12 protein-coding genes are annotated in these 26,563 nt (G+C 35.7%); 1 reads left to right on the forward strand and 11 read right to left on the reverse strand.

Going from position 1 to position 26,563, the window contains the following annotated elements:
• Positions 1 to 201: 201 nt before the first annotated feature.
• The 5 genes from uvrB to P177_RS05980 all read right to left on the reverse strand — a co-directional run bounded on the left by uvrB (position 202) and on the right by P177_RS05980 (position 19,725).
• On the reverse strand, positions 202 to 2,190 hold the full coding sequence (uvrB, locus tag P177_RS05960; RefSeq protein WP_036152916.1) for an excinuclease ABC subunit UvrB: 1,989 nt from the start codon (positions 2,188 to 2,190) through the stop codon (positions 202 to 204).
• 59 nt (positions 2,191 to 2,249) lie between these two features.
• On the reverse strand, positions 2,250 to 4,625 hold the full coding sequence (locus P177_RS19345; RefSeq protein ID WP_051941733.1) for a T9SS type B sorting domain-containing protein: 2,376 nt from the start codon (positions 4,623 to 4,625) through the stop codon (positions 2,250 to 2,252).
• A gap of 315 nt (positions 4,626 to 4,940) precedes the next feature.
• A complete protein-coding gene (locus P177_RS05970; RefSeq protein WP_036152918.1) occupies positions 4,941 to 5,774 on the reverse strand; it encodes an ABC transporter permease in 834 nt (277 codons plus the stop codon).
• A 12-nt stretch (positions 5,775 to 5,786) separates the two neighbouring features.
• Positions 5,787 to 6,689, reverse strand: coding sequence for an ABC transporter ATP-binding protein (locus tag P177_RS05975; protein ID WP_036152919.1), 903 nt, complete (start codon positions 6,687 to 6,689; stop codon positions 5,787 to 5,789).
• 235 nt (positions 6,690 to 6,924) lie between these two features.
• The gene (locus P177_RS05980) at positions 6,925 to 19,725 is read right to left on the reverse strand and encodes a T9SS type B sorting domain-containing protein (protein WP_084684638.1); all 12,801 of its coding nucleotides are present in this window, start codon (positions 19,723 to 19,725) and stop codon (positions 6,925 to 6,927) included.
• Positions 19,726 to 19,886: 161 nt separating this feature from the next.
• Between P177_RS05980 and P177_RS05985 the strand changes: the two genes are divergently transcribed.
• On the forward strand, positions 19,887 to 20,975 hold the full coding sequence (locus P177_RS05985) for a hypothetical protein (RefSeq protein ID WP_036152921.1): 1,089 nt from the start codon (positions 19,887 to 19,889) through the stop codon (positions 20,973 to 20,975).
• Positions 20,976 to 21,057: 82 nt separating this feature from the next.
• Here the strand turns inward: P177_RS05985 and P177_RS05990 are convergent, their stop codons facing one another.
• Genes P177_RS05990 through P177_RS06015 form a run of 6 tightly spaced genes read right to left on the reverse strand, consistent with a single transcriptional unit; the run spans position 21,058 to position 26,562 of the window.
• Complete coding sequence (locus tag P177_RS05990) at positions 21,058 to 22,116, reverse strand: nucleoid-associated protein (protein WP_036152923.1); 1,059 nt, start codon at positions 22,114 to 22,116, stop codon at positions 21,058 to 21,060.
• Positions 22,117 to 22,169: 53 nt separating this feature from the next.
• Positions 22,170 to 22,667 (reverse strand): IS1096 element passenger TnpR family protein, encoded by a 498-nt coding sequence (locus P177_RS05995; RefSeq protein ID WP_036152925.1) that lies wholly within the window; start codon positions 22,665 to 22,667, stop codon positions 22,170 to 22,172.
• A gap of 26 nt (positions 22,668 to 22,693) precedes the next feature.
• Positions 22,694 to 23,728, reverse strand: coding sequence for a COX15/CtaA family protein (locus P177_RS06000; RefSeq protein WP_036152927.1), 1,035 nt, complete (start codon positions 23,726 to 23,728; stop codon positions 22,694 to 22,696).
• A 14-nt stretch (positions 23,729 to 23,742) separates the two neighbouring features.
• On the reverse strand, positions 23,743 to 25,167 hold the full coding sequence (locus P177_RS06005) for a CCA tRNA nucleotidyltransferase (RefSeq protein ID WP_036152929.1): 1,425 nt from the start codon (positions 25,165 to 25,167) through the stop codon (positions 23,743 to 23,745).
• Between the two features lie 4 nt (positions 25,168 to 25,171).
• Positions 25,172 to 25,732, reverse strand: coding sequence for an L-threonylcarbamoyladenylate synthase (locus P177_RS06010; protein ID WP_036152931.1), 561 nt, complete (start codon positions 25,730 to 25,732; stop codon positions 25,172 to 25,174).
• The gene (locus P177_RS06015; RefSeq protein ID WP_036152933.1) at positions 25,729 to 26,562 is read right to left on the reverse strand and encodes a hypothetical protein; all 834 of its coding nucleotides are present in this window, start codon (positions 26,560 to 26,562) and stop codon (positions 25,729 to 25,731) included. The genes P177_RS06010 and P177_RS06015 overlap by 4 nt, the downstream gene beginning before the upstream one ends.
• Position 26,563 lies beyond the last annotated feature (1 nt).

Here is a 26,563-nt window from a genome sequence, read left to right on the forward strand (position 1 = left end):
AGAAGGAGAAACTATAGTTATTTATAATTAAATGTAAAACAGCTAAAAAAACACTTTTAAAATCGATTTCAGTTAGAGAAAACAAGATTTAGTCTTGTCTAAAAATTATATTTAAATAATTATTGTCCAGTATTTTATGTGATTTTAAGTCAAGTTTAAATATATCTAAATTCAATTTTTGTAAAATTTCCTAATCTTAGCTTATTCTTGCTCTTGTAATGACTTTATTTCGTCTCGTAATTTCGCTGCTTGCATAAAATCTAATTCTTTTGCAGCTTTTTCCATCGCTTTTCTTTTGTCTTTTATGAGCTTTTCTATTTGTTCTTTTGTAAGGTAATCCATGTCTGGTTCGGCAGCTCTCAACTCCTCTTTTATGAAGTGATATGTGGAGACGGAATTTTTAGAAAGCACACTGTCCAAACTTTTGTTCAAGGCAGTTGGCGTTACGTTATTATCAGTATTATATTGTATCTGTTTTTGCCTTCTGTAATTTGTTTCGTCAATCGTTTTTTGCATGCTTGCAGTTATCTTATCTGCGTACATAATTGCAAGTCCATTTAGGTTTCTTGCAGCTCTACCCACGGTCTGTGTTAATGATCTATTACTACGTAAAAAACCTTCTTTGTCGGCATCTAAAATTACCACTAAAGAAACCTCTGGTAAGTCTAATCCTTCTCGTAATAAATTGACTCCTATGAGCACATCAAAAATCCCCTTTCGTAAATCTTGCATGATTTCTACACGCTCTAAAGTGTCCACATCACTATGAATATATCTACATCTAATATTGATTCTGTCCATATATTTAGCCAGCTCTTCTGCCATCCTTTTTGTCAAAGTGGTCACTAAAGTCCGCTCATCTTTCTCAACACGAATTTGAATTTCTTCTACTAAATCATCAATTTGGTTTAAGCTTGGTCTAACCTCGATTATAGGATCTAAAAGTCCTGTTGGTCTAATTACTTGCTCAACATATACACCTTGACTTAGTTGTAATTCATAATCTGCAGGTGTTGCACTTACATATAAAACCTGATTTTGTAATGCTTCAAACTCTTCAAACTTTAAAGGTCTATTGTCCATTGCGGCAGGTAAACGAAAACCATAATCTACCAAATTTACTTTTCTAGAACGGTCACCACCATACATGGCATGAACTTGTGGTATGGTAACGTGACTTTCATCAATCACCATTAAGTAATCATCAGGAAAGTAATCTAATAAACAGAAAGGTCTTGTACCCGGTTCACGACCGTCTAAATATCTGGAATAGTTTTCAATACCAGAGCAATACCCAAGCTCACGTATCATTTCTAAATCAAAATTGGTGCGTTCTTCTAATCTCTTAGCTTCAAGTGGCTTGGCAATATCTTTAAAGTAGTCTATTTGCTTAACCAAATCATCTTGAATATTATGTATGGCGTTTTGTAATACATCTTTAGAGGTTACAAACATGTTGGCAGGGTAAATGTTCAGATTCTCATATACCTCTATAATATTGTTGTTAAATGGGTCAAATGCCTCTATTTCCTCTATCTCGTCACCAAAGAAATGAATTCTATAAGCATGGTCGGCATAACTGGGGAAAACATCTACAACATCTCCTTTTACCCTGAAATTTCCATTTTTGAAATCTGCCATGGTTCTAGAATATAATGATTGCACTAACTGCTGCATTAACTTGGTTCTGGCAATTACCTGATCTTTTTTTATGGAGATGACATTTTTCTGAAATTCAATTGGGTTTCCAATACCATATAGGCATGAAACGGATGCAATAACGATAACATCTCGTCTACCTGAAAGTAGCGAAGAAGTAGTACTTAGGCGTAATTTCTCAATATCTTCATTTATTGATAGATCTTTTTCAATGTAAACGCCACTTGTAGGTATGAATGCCTCAGGTTGGTAATAGTCGTAGTAGGAAACGAAATATTCCACCGCATTATCAGGGAAGAATTGTTTAAACTCTGAATATAACTGAGCTGCCAAGGTTTTGTTGTGCGCTAATAATAGCGTTGGTTTTTGTACTTCTTCGATTACATTGGCTACCGTAAATGTTTTACCAGAACCTGTTACACCTAATAGTGTCTGGTATTTTTCCTTCTCATTTATACCTTTTACCAATTCTTTAATGGCATTTGGTTGATCCCCAGTGGGTTTGAACTCTGATACTACTTTGAATTTCATGCTATAAAATTACGAAAGAAGCACGATTTAAATGGACTAGATAAGAAGATTAGTTGTCACTATCGTTTTAAGGTGAAATGACCTTTAAAATCATTACCATCATTTAAAGTCATTTTAAACCAATAGTCAGACTCTGGCAAGTCATTACCGTTTATAGAACCGTCCCAGCCAACAGAATTAGAATTAATTTGATATACCATTTTGCCATAACGATCATAAATAAGGATTATTTGATCATTCGTGTTTTCGTTAACACCTATTAGCTGCCAGGTATCGTTATTACCATCTCCATTTGGCGTAAAAAATTTAGGAAATCCTATAATTGATATTTGTTTTTCTGCGAAACCACATCCATTTTTATTACGAGCATATATTGTATATATACCTGCTTCTACATTATAGAATGTATTTTCATCTTGGTAATTTTCACTATCAATTGAGTATTCATATTCATCGGTTCCAATAACATTTACCGTTACTGTATTGGTATTAAATGATTTTTGGATGTCTACGTTTTCTATAACTACTGCCGCTGATGTGGTTACTGTAAAATCTGTGTAACCTGTACAAATTATAACTTCTCCGTTATTATCATAATGTTTCTCTACTTCTAGAATATAGTTTCCTTGTACACTAACGGCAATCTGTTGATCATTTCCAATTTCTATAAATTGGTTGTCCGCATCTTTGAACCAACTGTATTTGTCATAACCGGCAGGGGCATTTATTCTCAATGGCTCGCCATTGGCACAGACTAAGTAATTCTCTTCTAAAATTACCTCAGGTATAGGGTTCACAATTAATTCAATTTCTTCTACACCTTGGCATTGATTATTGGTTTCTAACCGTACATATAAAGTGGTGGCACTGGTTCTCAAATTACCGTTTAGGGGATTTTGTTCTAGGGTGGCGTCAACTAAATTGCTATAGAATGCCACGTCTAAACCAGCATAATTATTGTTACGTATATTTTCTAAATCAAATGTGCTTTCCAGCACACTGTCTTCTAAATCATCATCACATATCTGTACCGGACTAATTGAATTTAAATTAATAATAGTCGGGTTTATCTCAATAGCTATTTCCCCAAAGTTTTCGCATTGTACAGTTGTTATTTTGTAGTAAATAGTTTGGTTAAACGGAAGGGTATTGGTGTAATTGGCAGGACTTTCAATTGCATTATTACTTGTACGATTTGCTTCTGATTCATAATAGGAAATTGTACTATGGTCGACTTCGGGAAAAGATTGATTTAAATTGATACTTGTAAAGCCATCTGATGAATTCTCATCAATATCGCACTGAATTAAATCAAGAATAGCAGGAAATTCTGATGGGTTAACCGTTAACGTAATGGGGTAGGTGATAAAACAATTGGTATTCAATGTAGATATTACACGAGCATAGATAGTGGTGCTCTCAGTAGTTAATAATGGATTTGTAATTGCATTGGTACCTGCCATTGCCTCATTTTCACTAAGATGAAGACTTAAGTTAAATTCTAAATTGTGTTGTATAGCACTTTCGGCATCTGAAGTTATTTCAAGGATTGAAAATTCTGCTCTTGCGTCATTATCCGTGTCGCATGTACTATAGCTAAGTTCTGGTGGAGTATCAAATGATGGGGAAATGATGGAGAAATCTACTATCTCAAAGCATCCGTTAGGGTTAGTGACTTTTACATAAATTCGATTTCTTAATCCCGAATATGAATAACTTGCAGGGTTGGTGATTGCATCTATGTTGTCAAAAGCATTATTGTAAGAAGTATAATATGATATGTTTACATTAGGTGTAGTTGTAATGGTGGCTTCATTCTGCATTAAATCAATTATAGTGTTTCCGCCATTATAACAAACTTCTATGTCTTGTGGTGACGAAACAATTGGTGATGGTAAAAATTGGGCAGTACCTGTCCAGTCTAAATTGAAACCTCCATTACCTATTGGTCTATCTATAAGAATGTAATAATGCTCACCAGCAGTAACAGGTATTGAAGATACATATGCATTGCCTAATTCTCCAGGACCTTCGTTTTGATCGGTCTCAACATCACTTAACCCTGTGAAATTTGATGTTAAGCCAGCTTGAAGTGGATTTGTAGTAGAACATCTAATTGGACTTTCTAAAATTTGGCAATCACTATCTGGACCAAAAATAAAAAAATCATAATCTACCTCAAGGTCGTTATCTTGAGGTTGAATCGTAAAGGCAAGTGTGCCACTTTCGGCTATATTGACACTGAGCCATAAACTATTTAATTCTTGTGTTACACAAACATTTGTTTCAGCATCCAATTCTTGAATGCCAAAACCACTGGCATTACTAGAAATAGTATTATTGCCGCAAACAACAATAGCATCGATACAATCACTGGCTTGCCCAGAAACATAGAAATAACCAAAAATGAAAAATAGTGTAACGTAGAATTTCATAATCTCTAAGTATGTTCTAAGTATGAATATAATACAAAGAAGAACTGGCTGAATATTATTAATTGAAAATACTACTTATTTACGATTTTTTTCTACTGGATTTCCCTTAGAAACAAAGTTTTAAAGCGTGGTTTTAAAAACTAATTATAACGGAAAGAGTCTTGGTACAGACCGTTTTTACTATCTATGTGGTATTCTCATAACCAGTTCTTTTTCATGGCTAATTTGTAAACTACACCATAAGCTACAAATTGAAAAATTTACACCGGTAAAACCCTGTTAAATAGGATGAACTGCCTTGATATGTGAAATGAATTAAAGGTCGCGTCTTTTAAGAATTGCATAAGAACCATAAATAAAAATAGCGATCCAAGCTAGAACAATCACAATTTCATACCAATGAATATAATAGTCTAGCGCAAGTTTTTCACCCATTTGGTTGGCTACTGATTGTACTGCACCTAATCTAGAAAATGGTTCTTTAATTAGGTTGAACATAGATTGTAACGGGAAAAAATTCATGATGAAATCGGTGGTTTCTCCATCAAATAATTTCCAACGGATGATTCCTCTAAAAATACCTTCTAGCACCTGCCAAAGAATTAAAAAACCCAATGCAAATGCTGATCTTTTTACCAATACCCCTAAAAATAAGCAGAAGGAAAAGAACCCCGTTAGTTTCACAAAAAATGCAAAAAGAAACTGTAAATCGGTTAAAATGATTGATATTTCATTGAAATCGGAGTAAACTAGTCCTAAAATTAGAGAAACTATAAAAACGAATATGGTCGAAACTAGCGAGAAAGTAATAACGGTCAAGAATTTTGAAAGTATAAATTCTTTTTTTGAGAGACCGTCTATTAAATTTTGTTTAATCGTCTTATTGCTATATTCATTTGACATCATTGAAACAATGACTATCGCCAAAAATAGCTTGAAAAAGGCGGTGATGAAGGTGTTAAAATGCCAGATATAGGGGAAATTAAAAATGCCTTGATCGGCTAGATGAAATTTAATTGGACCTATGTCAAATTTAATGGCCGCTACCAAAGCGATAGAGGTTAAAAGTGCGAAATAAGAAATAATCAATACCTTGCTGGCTCGGTTATTCCAAAGTTTTATGAATTCTATTTGAAGTAATCGTATCATGATGGTAGTGTGTTAGGCGTTAGCGTTTTTGGTTAAGGCAAGAAATTGCTCTTCTAAACTTTCTTTTCGTTTTACTAAATGTGATACGATAATGCCTTTGTCAAAAAGTATTTTGTTCAATGATTGTGCATCTAGTTCTGAAGTTAAGATTGCGGTGACCAAACCATTTTCCTGTTTTATACTTCCAAAATGCTCATTGGTACTTAGGTAGGAGGTAAGTTTTTCTAAGTCTTCGGATTTTAGTTCGAAAAAACCGAAACTTGCTTGTAAGCTGTCTACCCTTCCAGAGTATAATTTTTCACCTTTTCTTAAAATAACTACGTGAGAGCATACTTTTTCTACTTCGTCCAATAAATGCGATGCTAATAAAATGGTTGTTCCCTTTGCCGCAATAGTCTTTATGATTTCCCTGATTTGATGAATTCCTTGGGGGTCTAAACCATTGGTAGGTTCATCTAAGATTAAAATTTCTGGATCATTCAGTAGGGCAGAGGCAATAGCTAAACGTTGTTTCATCCCCAAAGAATACGTTTTAAATTTGCTGTTTTTTCTATCTAATAAACCTACAAGCTCAAGCTTTTCCTCAATTTTATCTTCAGTAACGTCTTTTATTTTACAGACCAATTTTAGGTTTTGTAAAGCGGTCATGTATGGATAGAAGTTTGGACGCTCAATAATTGCACCTACTTTTTTTAAGGCTTCATGTGTTGAGGTATCGCCACCAAACCATGCGAATTCTCCGCTCGTTTTATTGACTACATTTAATACAATGCCAAGGGTAGTTGATTTACCACTACCGTTTGGACCTAGAATACCATAAACATTACCCTTTTCTATGGTAAAGGATAAATCTTTTACCGCAGTAAGGTACCCGAATTTTTTGGTAAGATGATTGACTGTTAGAATAGTACTCACGTCAAGTGTTTTTTGATTGATTATGCTTACTTGACGACTAACTTGGTAGAATGTTACAAATAAGTATCAGAATCTTGATGTACAGTATACGATTCTATCTTTGATTTTTACTGATTTTACAGCTGAAACAAGATTATTTGTTACTTTTTCTTTGTAAATATTAATATTTAGGGAGGTTATTTTTTATAAATAATACATAGGCAGTTTGGTGTAGCTGCCTATGTATAATTGTGCATTATCTGTAAAGGGTGAAGTTACCCACCATCTCTCTAGTATCAGATTCACCATTTAATTTAATTATATACCAATAATCTCCAGTTGGTAGCTCGTTTTCTTGATAGAATCCGTCCCAACCATCTTCATTGTCTTTAAATGTATAAACGGCTCTTCCATATCTGTCATAGATCGATATGAAGATTTCTGGATATATTTCTATATTTTTCGGCATCCAAAGATCATTTTGCCCATCACCATTTGGTGTAAAGAAATTAGGGATTTCGATATCGATAAACTCTATGAATATACTTGCGGTAGATTCACATCCGTTTTCATCAACTACGGTAACGTCATACGTATTCGTTTCGGTAATGTAGAATACATTTTCAGAGCCCATATCCCTGTCACCTAGGTAGAACGTGTAATTTTCTCTACCTCCTGTAACTGTAGCCGTAATCTGATTGATATTACTTTCTTCAACAGTTATTTCAAGTGGTTCAAACGCCAGTATTTCAACATCATACGTAGTTAAACATCCATTCGCATGTGAAATACTTATATAATGATTACCAGGAGTCAACTCTCTGAACATTGGAGTCAATTGCATCTCTAAAGGATCAACGGTATCCAAACCAAATAAGACATCGTTTTCTATGCTTGGGTCGTTAAGAACAATATTTACATAATTACTAGGGAAATTGCCATTACAACCATATACCGGTTCAACAATTGCACTAAGGTCAACACCTGGATCTATAGTCACAATAATTGTTTCATCACAACCTTGTGCATCCTCAATAAAGATGATATAATCTCCGGCTGCCAAATTGGTAAAGCTCAATCTATCTTGAACAAAGTCGGTTTCGCTTTCTAAACGAGTACTGTATGGTGCAGTACCACCAATTATGGTCAAGTCAATTGTACCATCTTCTTCACCTACACAAATTTCTGGCGTACTTTCTGTTGTTATTTCTAGAACATCCGGTTCCTCAATAGTAGCTTCTATTAGTTCAAAACAACCGTTAGAATCTTGTGCTATTATAACATAGTCACCAGGTGCCAAATCATCGAATATATTGTCATCACTAAAGCGATCTAAATTCGGTGAAATTGAATATTGGTATATACCCGATCCACCAAGCATATTAACCGTAATGCTACCATCTTCTTGTCCGTTACATGTTACGTCATTAATAGTGGTATTAGCAGTGTCGATAATTAATTCATCTGGCTCTGTAATCGTAATCAATTGAGATGTTTCTTCACAATCATCACTTTGAACTCGTACATAATAAGGTCCTGCCAAAAGATCTGTAAACAAACCATTTGCTTGATTTGGACGAACCTCATTGGTAAAACCTGCATCAGAAAATAATGCATATTGATAATTACCTAATCCGCCTTGCGCTTCCGCATTAATAACTCCGCTGTTGTCACCGTAACAACTAATAGTAGGGTTATCATTATCTAACGTAATAGTTAAAGGAATGATCGGATTGATAGTTACACTATTACTTAATACCGAAATACAACCAAAACTATCTTGAATATAGTACTGATAGGTATCTGGTAGAACACCTGTAAACAAGTGGGTGTTTGACCCGTTAATTTCGTTCATTGCATTGAATGTAGAAGTACCATCAGTATTCCACATATAAGGTCCCGTACCACCAGATGCGGTTAATAATAGTTCAGCATCATTTAAACATGTTGCTCTTTGCGCGGTAACCAATTGACCTCTAACTTCAACAGGCTCTACAATTTCTACAATAGCAGTTTCGTCTGAACAATTTAAATCATCTAAAATTGTAATACTGTAATAGCCAGACCTTAAGTTCATGAATGTTGCTGTAGTCTGAGAACTAGATGTTTGTAGTAGATTAGCTCCGGGTCCATCACCATCATACGTTTTTAGAATGTATCTGTAATTTGTAGCTACTGATCTAGGTGTAAACCCAGCTGTAATTATTCCATCTGTATCACCTTCACATTCTAAGCCTACAACAGATTGAATATTTGCCACAATTGGTTCTGGCGGAGTCAGGGTAAATGCATTAGTAAAGGTTTCAGTACAACCTAAATTGTCGGTTACCTCAACTGTATATTGACCGTCACTTAAACCGGTAAATAAATTACTGTATACTTGATTAGCCGTGTAAGTTAATGTTGAACTAACATGGGATAATACAATGTTGAAAGGTCCTTCACCACCATTGGGTGTAATATTTGCAGTACCCATGTCATTACTACAACCTACATCTGTGGTTGCTATGGATGCTAATGTTATGGCAGCACTAGGTGATGTAATCGTAAATGCTCTTTCTTGAATACATTCAGGAGTTCCAACTTGTGAAGCTCTTAGAATATAACTACCCGCAGCTACCGGAATAGAAGCTGTTGTACCTGTTCCTGCAAAAGTATCGGCATCATCTGTACGTGTAGTAGCTGTTCCGTCGGCATTTAAAACTTCCCAGTTGAAATCGCCTGTATAGGTAGTATCGGTAAATGTTACTTCAATAGCGCCATCTGTTCCAAAACAAACCACATCTGAAAGTTTATTTACCTCAATACTAAAAGTATTAGGGTCTTCTACGATATGAGTTCGTGTTATTTCACAACCTGTAGTTACATTTCTAATACCAATAGTATATGTGCCAATAGCCAAGTTGGTAAATACATTATTACCTGTTTGGTATGTTGCAGATGGTAAAATTCTAAACTCGTAGTTAGCAAGATTTGTCGTGGTACTGGTATATGCGCTAGTCGCATTCACGGTAATGTTCTCACCACTATTTATACAATCTAGATATCTGTCAACCGTAATTGAAGCAGTACCAAATGTATCATAAGGGTCTATGGTAACAACATGTTCTGCAGAACAACCTTCGTCATCATATACACGTACTATAATATCACCACCAGCTGTATCGGTATGCGTATACGTTAAACTACTACTGTTTTGAAGCACGGTAGAAGTTGCATCATCAATGAATTCAAAACGATTATAAGTTCCGCTACCACCAACAAATGTTGAATCATCTATGGTAATTGTGGCATTGTTACCATCATTACCGGTAGCACAACCAAATTGGTCAGGAACGGGAGCTGTAAATGCTACAGCTATATTTTCATCTACAACCACAGTTTTTACTGTCGGACAGTTATTCGGACCTCTTGCGGTTACATCATACGAACCACCAGGCAAACCAATAAATGATTGTGTAGCTGCATCCCAATGAGAAGCTGCGTTCCAACCTACAATTGCAGGAACTGGGTTTAAATCATACGTCAACGGATTGTTTCCATTATTTACTTGTACTAATTCTATACTACCGTCATCTGCACCATTACAGCTAACAGGGTTAGGAGTAGGGGTGAAATCTGGTTGAATAGCATTTGGCACAACAACAGTAAAACTTCTAAAACATTCTGGTGTTGTTGTATCGGCATCATAAACATTTACGGTGTACGTACCTGCAACATCTATCAGTACATTATGCAACGTACTACTTGGTGTTGTTAGTGCTTGACGAGCTACTTTTTCTGTACCATCACTATTTAATATTTTAAACTCATAATTACCTGAACCAGAAATACCTTCAATAGCTATTTCAGCCTCAAAACCGGCACCACAACCTAATTGTTTATCTAAACTAGCTGATGCCTGTAGGGTAGGGTGAACATCTATATTAACTGTGTCTGTACAACCAGTTTCATCTTTAATGTACACATCATAATTGCCGGCAGGTATTGTATTATAAGCACCGCTATTGTTTTGATATGAACTACCACCATCTATAGAATAAAGAATTGTACCTGTACCAGTGGCATTAATAGTAACCGATGCATTGGTATTACAATTAGCAATTATTACATCAACAATAGTTGGTAGTGTTGTAAAGTTCATAATAACATCATCAAGCGGATAAGTACAGCCATATTGATCTTCTACAGTAACAGTATATGTTCCCGCAGGTGAATTTGCAGCTATTTCTATTGGGTTATCACCGGTTGCCGTAATAGTAGCAAAAGGAGCAGGTCCCGTAATAGTATAAAAATAAGTGCCACCACCACCTTGTAGGTTATCAACCAAAATTAAACCTGGGCTCTCACATGAAATATCTTGAATAGATTGTGTGTCTCCTGTAATCTCATCCAACATTTCCAGAACCTCATTTTCACTTGCACTTATACATTGTGGAGCTCCACCATTATATTGTTGTACCTCAATATAATATTCATCTTCTGGTAAGCTTGTCACATTTATCGTACTAGAATAGCTAACAATGCCGCCACTATCTCTAATAACATTGCCGTCTATATCATATAAGAACCATTCCATATCTGGTTCTATGGAACCATCTGAATCTGTAATAGTATACTCTATTGATCCATTACTTGAGCCTTCACAAGCAGGAGTAATAACTGATGTAATCACCATTGGGTTCGTGATGATATCATTTACGTTAACACTACTCTGTCTGACACAACCGACAGCATCTCGTACATAGAACGCATAAGTTCTGCCAGGTACTAGATTATTGAAGGTATGTGTAGTACCTGCAGCATAAGGCGTTGTCCATCCATTTACTGGTGTAACTATATTGAAATCGGCAGGGTCTTCCGAATAAGTATACTGATAAGGTGCAGTACCATTTTGACCACGTACACTTACTTGTAGTTCATTACAGTTTACAATAATTGGTAGTATAGTTATGTCTAGGTCGTCTAAAGGAAAAGGAATGATTAATCGTGGTAAATCTGTCTTACAGATAGTATTACCACTACCATCCACCGTTCTTATAGATGGCTCAACTTCTTGACCAGACGTGTATCCTCTAAATTGATCAGATGTTTGCCAAGTTGTACCACCGTCATCACTAAATTCTAATGTGCCTAAAGTAGCTGGGTAATTAAGAATGTCAAACCCGAAGTCATTAGGGTCTCCTGTACATGCAATTGGTGTTCTTCCTTCTGCGTCTGCAGTTAATTCAATTGGTGCCGTAATAGTTACCGTTTCCGTTTCTGAACATCCGCCTTCATCGGTAATAATTACATCGTAATCACCTGGTGCCAGATTATAGTATGTTTTAGTAGTTCCTACAACATTATATTGTATTTGATCTGGTGTACCGTTAGTAATATCAACCAATCTGTAATCGTAAGGAGAGAGTCCGTCATTGATAGTAACAGCAATATTACCCGTGCCATCATGACAATCTGGGTCTGTTGCCACTGCTGATATATCCAATACTGGGTTGGCAGCAATAGTTTCGGTTACCATAGTTTGGCAAGCATCGGTACCATTAGCTTTGTCTCTTACGTAAATATCATAATCTCCAACATCTGCTAAAGCAACTGCTGTAGTGTTTGACATTGAGAAATCAGCATCAGTTACTGTATTTCCAGTAGGAACAAAGGCATACATGAAATTATTGTCACCACCTGATGCAGTTGCTGTTAAACTACCATCGCCACATAAACTTGCATTTACAGGTACTACGCTTAATGTAATAGTCGGAGCTATTGTTATTGATTGTATCGCTGAAGCACAACCAAACTCATCATTGACCTCAACATCATATGTACCTTCAGATAAATTACTGAATGTATATGCTACGTCTGAAATTGTTGAAGGCGTTTGCCAAGCTCCACCGTTAATTCTAAAAGAGTAATTACCATTACCATCGGTTACTGTTGCTGTAACAGTACCATTATTTTGACCGTCATAACATTGCGTTGCGGTTAAGTCAAAAGCAATTGTATCTGGCTGAACCACAGTTACAGTTGTTGTTGAGATTACTTCACAATTATTTTGATCTCTTACTCTAACATGATAATCGCCTGCAGGTACATTTAAAAATTGTGCCGTTGAACTAAAAGTTCGTATAACAGTATTATCCGTTAATTCTAATTGATACTCATAACCAGGTGTGCCTTCATCTCCAGATGCTTGCAAAGTAGCACCTGTATTAAAACATGTGAATTCTGCTTTTTGTTCAAGATTTGCAGTTAATGCATTTGGTGATGTCAACGTAACCGAAGTCGCTGAGGTTGCCGTACATGTATTATCGTCTATTTTTTCGACCATAACACTATACGTGCCATCGGCAAGAGTTGTTGGTGTAGTAATCGGAGATGTTGTTTCCGTAACCCAAGTTGCTCCATTATCAATTGAATATTGATAACCTGAGATAGGATCAAAATTAGAAACTTCAAAACGGATACTACCATTGTCACTTCCATTACAAGTTGGGTCAGTGCTACTTAAAATAGCTACTTCAAAAGTTTTTCCTGTTTCTACAATAACTGTAATATCTTCTGTTTGCTCACATAGCTCAGGAGTCTGTGAAGCTTGAATATCATCTAATACCAAGAAGTTACCATTGTCACTATTAAGGTTGGTACGTAATACAACACCAACTGCCGTATTTGCACCTGGGTTAAAAGTAACCGTTCTTAGGTGCCAGTCGTCTGCATTATTGTTTTGAGGAATAGCTGCTGTTGCCTGACTACTGATTACAGTGCCTGAACCGTCAACTAATTCTACCAATATCTCTGGGTCGTTACCCGAAGCATTGTCAATTAATATGTTGTAAGCGTAGAATGATATCGTTATTTCTTGATTTGGTAAAGCTTCTAACCCCGTTCTTGACCATAAAATATTATTGTCTCCGGCTGAGGTACTTACACCAATTGCCATAAATCTACCATCGGTTACACCTGTATGGTCATTAGGACTTCTCCAAGAAGCATTTGGGTTGGTTATTCTATTCGTGACGGCATATTCAGCATTTACAAGAATTCCTGCAGGTCCTAAATTACAGTCCGTTTCTGTACCATCTTGAGGCTCGTAGCAATACCCTGCGCCAATTTCTGCTATCTGCGTAGTAACACCGGCTCCAAAATCTTCAAGGAACAATGTACTTTGCTCAGCAGCAATAGAACTGGTGTAGCCAACTGTTATTGTTTGACTGCCCGATGCCACATCATTGAAAATATTACTATCCAATGGTGTGTTATCCGTACCGTTTAATTTATAGGTATAGGTAAAATCTGTAGTGTTAGAAGGGGTAACGGTTACTACGCCGTCACCATCGCACTCATAAGTAATATCATTAGTAAAAGTAGGGTCTATAGCGGCTGTAGGAACCGTGATTTCTAAAGGTGTTTCGCAACCTAAAGCATCTTTTATAGCTAATTGATACGTGCCTGGTGTTAAACGTTGTTCATCAACTAAAGAGAACGTACCACCACCGTCAAAACTATATTCATACGGAGCTTGACCGCCACTACCATTTAAAATCTTCACTAAAGCGGTTGGTGTAGCCGCACCAGATGTATCACATGACGCATCTTCTATAATTGAAGGAGATGCCGTTAACATAAATGGTTGGGTAACTTCATACTCTAAAGTCTCTGTACAAGCATTACCAAGATTGCTATTGGTATCCATAACCGTAATAGTATATATACCGGCAGCTAGGTTATTAAAGAAGTTTTCCGTTTGGTACGTTACACCATCATCAAGACTATATTGGTATGGTGCATTACCACCAGATGCGGTAATGGTTAATACAGAAGTAGCTGAATCTGCACATATAATATCCGTATTTGATGCACTTATTGTAATAGTACCCAAATCTTCCATTTGTACGATATTCGATAATCCGTAACAGCCATTATCATCTCTAATTACAAATACATATTCTCCATCTTCATTAGGTACATAGGTTGAAGGAGTACCTTCATATCCGAATAAAAATGAAGGGTTAGAGGTGAAATCTGAATCTGGAATGGTTGTTTCATCAGCGTATGGAGCAACACCATCTTTACTGTAGATAGCGTATTCATAACCTGTTGTACCACCAGTAGCCGTTAAATTAATAACACCGGAAGTACAAGTAATATTATCTTGGTTCGTTGCTGTTAACCTCAGTTCAGGAATTTCGTCTACGGTTATAGTTTTTTCGTCACTACAACCATCTATAGTAGTCGTTACAATAACATAATCATCTGCTGAAAGCCCTGGAAATGTATACGTGTTGTCAGAAGAAAGTAAATTATTAGCTACCAAGTCTCCTTTACCACCGCTACCATTATCGAAGTAAAGCTCATAGCTATATTCTGGTGAAACGTTCAATGCCTGTATAGAAATTGTTCCTGCATCAGTACAATCAAATGGAGTTGAAGCTATTGTTGTCTCAAAAATTCTTTCTGCAATACCTATTTCTTCGGTTTCGAATACACAACTATTTTCAATAGGCTCGCCTGTTGAAGGGTTTAGTTGTGTAATCTGTACTTTGTAAGTACCGCTAGTTGCAATAGCAAAATTAGGACCTTGAGCAGCGCTGAATGGTACTGCTATATTATTATTTTCTACATCGAATAACTGGTAACCATAACCACTACCTAAATCTATTACTCTTATTGAACCTTCGGTATCACAAATAATGTCAGAAGAATCTGGTTCAGGTATGTCTAACGTATTTTGGTATGCGTTGAAATAGAATCTACTGAAACATCCGCCTTCATAACCTATAACAACTCTATATTTACCGCTTTCGGTAACTGTAAAATTATCGGTATCCGTTTCCTCGTTCCATGTCCATCCACTAGCTGTATTCGCACAATTATCACTCACATCGCCACAAGTTGCGTTGTCACAACTGGTTTCATCGAGTTTTTCCCAAGTAATGCTCAAAGCATCGGTTATACCTAATTGAATAAATGCACTATCGGTATCACCACAAAGGAAAATATGTGGCATTGAACTGTTATCATTAGAGCAAGTTACGGTTTCACCTTGAATATCATTATCAGGATTACTGTCGCTATTTACTTGATTTAAATAACTAATGATAGGATTGGTCTGTGTTTCACCATAACGCTCAACAGTAATTAGTTCTGTATGGTTGGCACAGCCAGAAGTAGATGTTTTCTCAACAATATAGTTTCCTATTGTTGTTACTGTCAGTGTATTTGATGTACCATCGTTTAAAATAGTATCACCAGAATCTATTAATCCATTATTATTGGTGTCAATTGCCCATGTGTAGGTGTCAAAACCTAAACCAGCGGAAAGAGTTCCACTAGCACCACAAAGCTCTACCGTACGTGCTACATTACAATTTGCCAATGCATCAGATACATTATTGGCTGCAACCTCTAGGGTAGTGGTACAAGCGCCTGCAGGGTTACTACCGTCTTCATCAGAAAAAGTGTTGGTATTTAAAGTGCCTGAATAATTTGCATACGCATGATTTTCTAATTGAGAAGCACAAGCCGCTACAAATTCTGAACAGTCGCCGGCAACGGAAACCGTTATTTTAATTTTATACTCAGGGTCATTAATTTCAACTAACGTATCTGGTATAGTAAATGTTATGGTTCTAGTACTTTCTTCATAACTACTGGTTACTCCAGGTGCATCATCAATATTTATATCATCTAGGGTTACATTGTCTGGTAATACATTTTTAATCGTAAAACCGGTTGCATGATCATCTCCCGTATTTTGAAATCTTAATACGTAATTGTATGTATCACCTAAATCTACATTTTCTCCGTTAATATCGGTACCACCTAATAATTCAGAGGTGTTGCCTAAAACAATTACCGGCGCAAATACCTGAGAATAAGAAGCTGCATTTACGGTGCCATCTGTTGGGTCAACTGCAGGAACTCCCGTTCCATATTCACCACCATCACCACCGTCAGCGGCATCATCTTTATAAAATTCGTTGGCATCACTACAACCATCATCATCACTATCTAAGTCTAAATGATCAGGATAACCATCCATATCGGTATCTAAATTTGCACAAAATCCAGAAAATGAAGCTGTATTGTAAGATAGAAAAGCAACATCGGCATTTGAACTAAGTTGTAGTCGTAAATAAGAAACGTCAGCTAAACTAGCAGCCGGAATACCAAATTCTGATAATTCTACTGTGGCCAAGCGATAATCCCTTGTGGTATTATTATAGAAAATGCTTCCGTTTGAATGGTAAATATCTAATCTGTACGAACCAACAACATTGGCAAGTGCACCACCGCTATAAGCTTGTACACGTACAGCATTTCCAAGAGGGGCTCCCGTTGCATCATATAGACTTACAACATGGCCGACACCACTTGGGTCTGCAACTTGGGTCAGTAATATATCTGGTATGCCATCGCCAACGTTGGTCGCTACGATAGGATCTATTTCATAAGTCCATGTGTCACCAATATTAACAATACCACTACCAAGGTCTAGTCCGTTTTGGCCATGGGTCAATAACGGATTTAATGGATCTGTTGTTGGATCATTTACAATGGTCAATCCCAGCGAATTATCATTATTACCATCATTTAAATTAGCCTCAAAGGTTGCCTCATTATAAATAGTATTTGAAGGGGGCAAGGCCATCCAGGTAGATTCTGTGGCTGAAATATCTGAAATTCCATCATTATCGGAGTCTATACCATCTGATAAACCGTTCCCGTTAGCGTCATAAAGATTATCATCTGCAACCCCAGTGGTAAAAGTTGTTCCTCCAGAGGTGAATGCCAATAATTCATGTGATAAGTTTGGTAATACTGGATTTGTTGAAGTAGTAGAACTACTCCAAAAACCAGAGAAATTAGAGAATATTTCTGTAACGGCGGTACCACCTTGTACAGTACTTGATGGCGAAGTGAAATTTACATCATTAGATATGATACACATTTGTTCAATAGAATCATATATACCGTCATTATCATCATCTAAATCAATACTATCTACGACACCGTCATTGTCAAAGTCATTATGTACAATAATTCGCGCAGAGGGCTCATCTCTTGTAACATTGGCATCCGTTTGGTCTTGAGTATTGGTAGCTATATTAACGAGATTGAGTAAAGGCAAAATATCTATTTCATCTGCAGTTACTTCTAAGGTTAAAAACGCAACTTCACCTGGGGCCAACGTACCAATATTCCAAACACTACCATTGAATGATCCTGTGATTGTGTTAGCCTGTACTAATGTTAATCCTTCAGGAATATTATCAGTAACCTGTAAATTGGTGATATCATTAAAGTATAAGTTTTCTGCTCTAATGGTAAATGTGGCAGTTTCACCTTCGGTTATTTCAGGTTTGTCAACTGTTTTTATAATTTGAACATCTGGTTCGCAATAGAAAATTTTAATGGTTTGTGAATCGTATGTACAAGGCCCTTTGGTTCCTCTTACATAATAATCACCTGCAATGGTTGCTGCATAGTCATAAGAATTTGCGCCAGGTATAACCTCTCCGTCAAAAAACCATTGGTAAGCATCGAAATTATCATCTGATGCTTCGAAAATGCTTGATCCAGAAAAACACTCTCCTACAGTTCCTCCGTTAATTTGTAGAACAACTTCTGGCACAGTATCAAAACCTGAAAAATAACCAGCAACACCTTGTGCTCCATTATAACCAAAAAATCCAATAGCCATTGGTCCGGTAGAGGTTACACTTATGTCACCATCTAAATTTGGAATGTAAAAAGTTTTCCAATCGGTAGAACCCGCAACAGGATTAGAAGCAGGTTTAGAAATTTCAACCCCGTCTTCAAAAACCTTGACATTAACATCGGTGGTATTTACTGAAGCAATAATTGTTAATCCGCCAGTTACAGTAGTGCCAGCTATATTTCTAATATCTGGTATGTTGTCCATTACGTCTGGAAGTAAGCAGTTTACTGGTGCTACAAAGTTTAGACCTTGAGTATATAAATTACTAGATCCCGCCATAGATTGGTAAGCGTATACATCTTTGGATGTTTGTATTAACATATTGGCGCCAACAGTGTTTGAAGAGTAATAACTGCTAGGTATTTTGAAAAACTCGCCGTTGTCAATAGTAGCAATCGCTGTGGTACTACCATTTACATATATTTGGGTATTGTCCGCAGTGGCAATTACCAAAGGAAACTCTGTAAGTCCGTTTGTATTACCATTACCTCTAATAAATACATATTCCTTACCTAATTTATTAATAGGTACGGGTTGGTCAATACCGGCATCTCTATGGCTTTGGCCGTCTTCACTACCAAAGTTGATAGAACCATTACTTATTACTATATCTTTAGTAGCTACAATAGAAGCACCGATCCAGCCATCCTCATGAGCTTGTGTATGAGTAGTTCCAATATAGGTTTCATATACAAAAGATTCATTGGCATTTAATGTTATTGTATGTGAATTAGCGGTAATACCAGCTCTGTCATTACCTACTCTAAACTCACAACCGGGATCATAACCAGATAATACTATAGTAGTATTATCTTCTGTCGCCATAATACCCAAAGTATTTGATTTTGAAGAATGCGTACCTTTATTAGGAACACCGCCCCATTTAAAGTTTGTACCCATTGCTTGCCTACCCTTTGCTGTTAACGAGGCAGCTTGCGAACCTGATTTACCTCTGTAGTTTACATAGAATTTTTCTCCACCTGCAGATATGAAACGCAAACCACTATTAGTAAGTACTGTACCTGTATTTGCATTATTTACAAGCGTAATATTATTATCTCCATTACCCAAAGTCCAAACGCCTGGGTTAAGTCTATCAATTGTAATGGTTCTTACAATTGTATTAGACGTACCTTGATAGGCATAAATGTTGAAAGGCGTGGTTTCTGGAGTAGAAAAATGAATTGCCTGGTTCTGTATACCTGCATTATTTTGACCTTGCTTCATTGGTGGTAAATAATGAAGGTCGCTTAATTGTGCAGTTCCAAAAAATGAACAGAATGCAATTAGAAAAAACAGTAAGGATTTAATTTTTGATTTAATCTGAGTAATCATTGGTTTGGTTTCAAGTAGTACTAAAACAAATAAAGCAACCTTTTTTCACTTGGTTAAAAAAATGTTGTATACATGCTATTTATGTTGCTGAACATGTTATTTCTATATGCATGATGAAATTTATTGGGCTTAATTGTTTATTTTGGAAGTAAATTTGTTGCATGTCAGAAGAAAGATTAATGTCAAAGAAAAAACCTGCTTACCCTGTAAGTGAGGCCTTAGACGGTTATTTAGACCACTATAGTAGAAAGATAGAAATACCTATATTTTATGATGATTTACTTAGGTTTTCTGGATCTGTTGTAGTGTATGATAAAAATGATGAAGACACCTTATGGGTACGTGCGTACTATTCTGAATTTGACAGGAAAGAAATAGATGATAGTTTAAAGAAGGTGTATTCCATTTTACATTCTGATGGAAGCGATAATATACACCAATACTTAAATGTTGATGCGGTGGATTTCTGTACGTTCGGAAACTCTAAGCCTTTTAGAATTAAGGTCAGAAATATCTTAAATGACAATTTCACCTATTTCTACATTAAAAAGACGGATGCATCTCGTATTTATGGGCTTGAATTAGAGCATATGCTTTCGCCATACAATCTTAACTTTTTGGTATACAAAGACACCTTGATCGAAGAACATATTGCAGGTATACCTGGTGATGAATTTATAAAACATAATTTGCCTAAATGTACGCCACGAGAAAAAGCACAATTGGCAAAAGAATTTGTGAAATTCAATGAACGTTGCATGATTCGATTATTGGGCGATATGCGCTCGTATAACTATGTAATCGTACCTACGCATGATTTTGATCACGTAGTGTATAAAATACGTGCAATAGATTTTGATCAGCAGTGTTTTGAAGGGAAACTGAAAGTGTACAGACCTCAGTTTTTTAAAGAAAATTATCAAATGGTAGAATTGGTTCGTACAAAACTAACCCATGATTCTGTTGACCAGTATAAATTAGAAGAGCGTTCTATGGTAGCTAAAAGAATACTAAGTTCTGGTAATAGAATTAAAAAGCTGCGTGCAATTTGCAAGACAGATGAAATTTCTACTCCAGATAATATTGCGATACTTAGAGAACAAATAGAGGAGCTTACCTTGGATATGGACTTCCAAAACTGCAATACTATGGGAGAGGTGCTAGATTTAGCATTGAATTTTGTTAGAAGAAATTACGAAGATGTAAGTGTTAGGCAAATTATTGAACACAGAATTAAGGCACATAATTAAGAGCTACTAATTTATGTAATTAAAAGGTCCATTTTTCACTTGTGAAAAATGGACCTTTTTAATATAAAATATACTGTAAATATTAGCTCTTCTGTTCTTTGTTGAAGTAGACTAAGTAGTAATACATTTGTCTTTCTTCATCCCATCCTTTTTCCACAAATTTTTCTGCAGATTCAGGGTTAATGAAATCCATTTTTATCTGAATGTTGGTATCTAAATTAATGACGTTTTTTATTTTTTTGCGAGCATCAGATACCGCTTTGTTGGCAATATCAAAAGTAGAAACATCTTCAATACTAAACTTAGGACCTTTTTCTGTTTTGTAATGTTTAAACTCAGGTATTAATTCAGGGTTTTCCATTACTTCGTTTAAAAAAGTAGACTCTTCAAAAGCATCGTTCTTTGCGAAATGGTTTACCGCACGGTTCATGAACAAAACTTCTTGTTGTTTATCTTCTGCCGGTAAAACAACCTCTTTTGCAAAGTCTTGACAAAACTTCAAATAGTTTTTTGTTTTGAAGTTGTCATCTGAAAGAGGTTCAACACCTAAAAAGTTTTCTATCCAATATTTAGTATCGTATTTGTTGCTATCTACTGAAAGAACTTTGAAACCCTCTTCTTTTTCGACATTGAAAATTAAACAGCCTTTATCTAATTTATTGATGTTGATACCTTGTTGAATAACGATATCTAAATTGCTGTTCTTTTCTTCGAACTGAATAAAATCATGCTTTAACTCGCTTTTGAATATCCCAATAGCATCTACTTTTTTATTATCTAAAAGTAAGCCAGATAGGTATGCAACATAAACTTCTCCACTTTTAATATGTGGGTGATTAGATTGCTCAAACAATAAAGAAGCTACTTTTTTAGAATTCAAATGAGCTTTAGAAGGGTCTTCAAAAACTTCACTTACAATTTTAAACAGTTCGTTGAACTCTACGTCAACTTCATTTGCTAGTTTGTAATAGTTCTCTTCTTTTTCCCTAAAAGGTTTAAAAAAATATTCTTTTAGTAAACCGGTAGTTTCATCGTTAAGTCTAAAAGGTTCTTCAGAAAGAAAAATTCCTTCATTTTTATTTTTATTACCAACTCTATGTATAGAAATACTTTCAATTTGGGTAGCATATAGGTTAATCATAAAATGTTCTAAATTAAATGGTTAGTAAAATAAAATATATTATTGTCTAAAATTTAGTTCCAGTTTTCATCGAAATCTAAATCGTCATAATTGTCGAAAGTATCATCAAAATCAAAAGCGCTGTTCTCTGCTTCAAAATTCTTTTCTGGCGGAGTTTCTGGTAGCTCACCAAAAGTGAACAATACATTGGGGTAGGCTCGCCCGTCTTCATTTTCTTGAATATCTGCAAGCTCAACGAAAAACGTCCACATGTTCATAAAATCATAAACGTAGATCAGTTTTGGGTTATTCTCGGTCATTACATCCTCCAAAAAAGTTTCGTTCATTAACCGAACATCAGAGCCAGATTCGCTCATGTCAAAAAGAGCAATCTCTTCGTCTTGCTTCCACTCTTCATCACATGTATAAAAAGAGGCCATTTCATTGCCTAAAAAGCCAAATGCCTGAGTAATGGCATTATGAAAATCTTCCAAGGAAATGTGAGACTCAATTTCTAAATCTCTGAAAATGTCTTCTTCAGCATCTAGAATTACACGAATTTTATAAATCATACCTTAATTTTTGCGGGAGGGCAAAGTTACGAAGTTTTCAAGTCTTTTCTAGGCATTAATGCATCTAAAAGTATGTAGAACTGAACACCAAAAAGAATAGAGGCCAACACAAGATGCAATGGCTGACTAGCAAAAGGGAAATCTAAATAGTTCATGGCTATACCTGTAAATACCTCTACTAGTAGTAAGAACAAGACCCAGTAAATTTTTAGGTGACCTAAATTTAACTTGGTAATTCTGTAAACCAAGAACAAATTGACCAAAATCACAATGATGGAAAATGATCTGTGAATATAAAATAAAAGTTCAGGATTTTGTAACCAATTCCCTTTTGCGTCATAACCGTAAATGTCTATTTGTTCATCTACAAATTGGCGTACCTGTGTTCCCATTGCAATTTGTACTAGAGTCATAATCAGCGCTATAATGCTGATATTCAATACTAGTTTATCATATTTAATACGCTTGTTTTCACTATTGGCCAAATAAATGATGTAAAGTAACATTGCCACGATTACCAGTGCCATGAGCATATGAACCGTAATCTTTGCCGGTTCTAAAACCGAATAAACTACTGTTGCGCCTAACCAAGCTTGAAAAACCATGCCTACTACTACCAACCATGATAAGATGGGTATCCTTTTTTTCCGTTTCCAGAATTTAATCGACATGATTGCGAGCAATAATGTTGCCAGTCCTGCCAACGCACCACATAGCCTATTGATATATTCTATCCACGTATGCCATGGATTAAATTCTGCATAGTCGTGTTTTGTGTAAAGCTCCCAATTAGCGATATTGAAAGAATCTTTTGTTGTAAATGTTTCTTTAGAAACCTGTAATGTTTCACGATAAATAATTACTTGGCCTTTTTCAAATAAACGATTAGGTTGCCACTGAATTTCCGTAACTTCTGTTGGCGGTATATAGTACCCAAAACACTTGGGCCAATCTGGGCAACCCATGCCGCTACCTGTCATTCTTACTACTGCACCGGCAACGATAACTAAATAAACTAAAACCAAAGATATTTTGGCAATTTTTCTAAATGTAATATCCATAAATAATATCCATTCTATTTTGTACGCTGTAGACCTAATTCACCACCCTTAAGATACATAAATTCTTGAGCCGCTTTATATTCATTGGGTATTTCTCCCTCTAAAATAGCTTCTTTGATCGCTTCCTTAATAATACCTATTTCCTTGGAAGGTTTTAGCGCAAAAGTTTCCATTATTTCTTCTCCACTAATAGGTGGTTGAAAGTTTCTAACGTGGTCACGAGCCTCTACTTCTTCGATCTTTTGACGAACAACTTTGAAGTTTTGATGGTATCTACGTTGTTTTTTTGGATTCTTTGTAGTGATGTCTGCCTCACACAAAGTCATTAAGTCTTCTACATTGTCACCTGCATCAAAAACTAACCTACGTACAGCAGAATCGGTCACATAGTCCTCTGCTAATATGATTGGTCTTGAGCTCATCAATACCATCTTTTGAACGAATTTCATTTTTTCGTTCAATGGCATACGTAAACGTTTAAACAATTTAAAGACCATTTTTGATCCTACAAATTCATGCCCATGAAATGTCCATCCAATTTTTTTATGGAACCTTTTGGTAGGTGCTTTGCCTATGTCATGTAATAATGCCGCCCAACGTAACCAAAGGTCATCTGTAGCTTCAGATATATTATCTACTACTTCTAATGTATGCCAAAAGTTATCTTTATGTTTTTGCCCTTCAATTTCTTCTATGCCCTGTAGGGCAGTAAGTTCTGGTAAGATCAACTCTAGTAATTCTGTTTTATGTAGTAATGAAAAACCTAAAGAAGGCTTTTTGCACAGCATTATTTTATGAAGTTCGTCTAATATTCGCTCATTAGAAACAATTTTTAAACGGTCTTTATTTTCTGTAATGGCCTGTAAAGAGGGTAGTGCTATTTGAAAATCTAATTGTGTAGCAAAACGGATAGCCCTCATCATACGTAAAGGATCATCTGAATAGGTTACGCCCGGTTCTAGAGGAGTTTTAATGATTTTGTTCTCTAAATCTGTAATACCGTCAAAAGGGTCAAGGAGTTTACCGTAGTTGGATTTGTTCAAAGAAAGCGCCAAGGCATTTATAGTAAAATCCCTTCTTTTTTGATCATCTTCTAAAGTGCCATCTTCAACAATTGGTTTGCGGCTATCTCTATTGTAACTTTCTTTACGTGCACCAACAAATTCAAGTTCAATACCATCACTTTTGATCATGGCGGTACCAAAATTTTTAAAAACGGAAACTTGTGGTTTACCTTCTAATTTAGAAGCAACTTTTTCGGCAAGTTTAATACCGCTGCCAATTGCAACCACATCTATATCTTTTGGTATGTTACGTTTTAAGAAATAGTCTCTGACGAAACCACCAATAACGTAACAATCTACAGAAAGTTCTTCTGCAGCTTCTGAAATAATTTTGAAAATTGGATTGTTTAAAGCGTCTGTATAGCTCTCTTGCATGTTCTTAATCTCGAATAATCTTCACCGTACCGTCATTAGCTAATCTAATAATTGATGAGGCGGAGCTATTCTGTTTCTCACGATGCAAATTTACCACATAGTCTACACCTTTTAAAATGGCTGAATCTATATTTTGGAAAGATTTTGGAGTACTCTGACCAGAAATGTTGGCAGAAGTAGATACAATTGGCTTTTTAAACTTGCCGATCATGTATTTACAAAACTTATCTGATGCCACCCTAACTGCCAAAGTATTATCTTCTGCTATTAAGTTTTTGGCAACTCCACGGGGCTTGTCAAAAATAATGGTGGTTGGTTTTGTAGATAGATCAATAATATCAAAAGCAAGGTCAGATACTTTCTCTACATGTTTTTCAAGCATGGCATCATTGGCAACCAAACATATTAAGGCCTTACGATCGTTACGTTGCTTTAACTGATATACTTTTTCAACTGCTTTTTCATTGGTAGCATCACAACCAATACCCCAAACCGTATCGGTAGGGTAGAGTATGAGTCCGCCATTTTCTAAAATTTCTATGCATTTGTTGATTTCTTCTGTCATTTAGATAAAATAATTTTGTTAATACCGTATTCCTTATCAATGGCTTGCCATTGAACCGTATTTTTATCTTTTTGTAAATTATCTTTTTTTAAAGCTACTTTTTGTGTGCCTATAATTGGTATGGGCTCTTTAGGTGTTTCGGTAGCTTGAATTGAAATAGTATTGTTCAATATTGCCATGGCTTTAAACCATAGGTCATCTGCTTTTGGGGCTAAGGTCATCATTTTGTCTAAATTGAAAACCTCGTTATGAAGTGATTTTGCAGGGTAGAGTATACCCCATGCACCTATTGGAACAAATGCCTTTTGATTGATAGAGGTTTTAAATTGATTTCTCCATTTTTTAAAAGGTGAAGAATTGCCATTTTCAAAATTTATGTGAGAAGTTTTGATACCGATTATATTGGTCGGGTTTTTTCGATGTTCTTTATATATGATATTCAACCAGTTTTTGCGGTACATTAAGTCATCATCGCAAGTAATGATCGGTGAATCTGGAAAATCCTTTAATGTATGAATCAATTTTTTATGAGAACATTGAAGCTTGGTAAAACGTATTTCAAAAATAGAAGACTCTAGTTTTTTTACTTTATTAGGAATAATGTTTTTGTGCTCTTCGTTCAGCCACAGTATTATTTTTTCAGGTAATATATCTTGATTCAATAAACTTTTAATTACCAAATTTAGCGTTCCAAACCTTTGCGGAATTGAGGTCAATGAGATTATAACGGGGACGGTGGGCTTGCTTTCATTGGAGAAAAAGTTTGTAGGTAAAACTGTGTACTTTAAACTATGTAATATAGATAGCGGTAATTCTTTTATTACTTTCATA

Source organism: Maribacter forsetii DSM 18668 (assembly GCF_000744105.1).
GTDB lineage: Bacteria > Bacteroidota > Bacteroidia > Flavobacteriales > Flavobacteriaceae > Maribacter > Maribacter forsetii.